Below are 1,165 nucleotides of genomic sequence, written 5' to 3'. Positions count from 1 at the left end.
CGGATGGTGTTGAGCTGGGTGATGAGGGGGGCGATGCTGTCGGGGTCGTCCCAGTCGCGGGGTTTGAGCTGGTACTTCTCCGAGTCGAGGTACTCCTCGCTGCCCTCGCGCAGGGGCACGTTCTCGCACAGCTCGTAGCCCGAGTACACACCCCAGGTGGGCGAGAGGGTCGCGGCGAGGACGGCCCGTGCCTCGAACGCGGGACGGCCGCCGTGCTGGAGGTAGGCGTGCAGGATGTCCGGCGTGTTGACGAAGAAGTTCGGCCGCATGTAGGAAGCCGCCTCACCCGAAAGCTCGGTCAGGTACTGCGTCAGCTCCTGCTTGGAGTTGCGCCACGTGAAGTACGTGTACGACTGCTGGAAGCCGATCTGCGCCAGCGTGTGCATCATCGCCGGACGCGTGAACGCCTCCGCCAGGAAGATCACATCCGGGTCGGTGCGGCCCACCTCGGCGATGACCCGCTCCCAGAACACCACCGGCTTGGTGTGCGGGTTGTCGACCCGGAAGATCCGCACCCCGTGCGACATCCAGTGCCGCAGCAACCGCAGCGTCTCGGCGACCAGACCGTCCATGTCCCGGTCGAAGGCCAGCGGATAGATGTCCTGGTACTTCTTCGGCGGGTTCTCCGCATAGGCGATCGAGCCGTCCGGGCGGTGATGGAACCACTCCGGATGCTTCTCCACCCACGGATGGTCCGGCGAGCACTGCAACGCGAAGTCCAGCGCGATCTCCAGCCCGTGCGCCCGGGCCCGCTCCACGAACCAGTCGAAGTCCTCCAGCGTGCCCAGATCCGGGTGGACGGCGTCGTGGCCGCCCTCGGGCGAGCCGATCGCCCACGGCACACCCACGTCGTCGGGCCCCGCGCAGAGCGTGTTGTTGGGGCCCTTGCGGAACGTGCTGCCGATCGGGTGAACCGGCGGCAGGTACACCACGTCGAAGCCCATCGCGGCGATCGCCTCGAGCCGCCGCGCGGCGGTACGGAACGTCCCGTGCGGCCGCTCCCGCGTGCCCTCCGAGCGCGGGAAGAACTCGTACCACGACCCGAACAGCGCCCGCTCCCGCTCCACCAGCAACGGCAACGCCCCGGAAGCGGTCACCAACTCCCGCAGCGGATACCGCGCGAGCACCGCGTCCACCTCCGGCGTCAACGCCGCGGCGAGGCGGG

Annotated in this window: 1 pseudogene; it reads right to left on the bottom strand. The window is 68.9% G+C overall.

Going from position 1 to position 1,165, the window contains the following annotated elements:
• Positions 1-1,165: pseudogene (locus ACGF8A_RS34555) on the bottom strand (alpha-1,4-glucan--maltose-1-phosphate maltosyltransferase); the annotation flags it as partial.

The organism is Streptomyces sp. NPDC047706 (assembly GCF_043204795.1).
GTDB lineage: Bacteria > Actinomycetota > Actinomycetes > Streptomycetales > Streptomycetaceae > Streptomyces.
The sequence above is the reverse complement of the archived record's forward strand: the minus strand, read 5'-3'. Positions and strand labels throughout refer to the sequence as shown.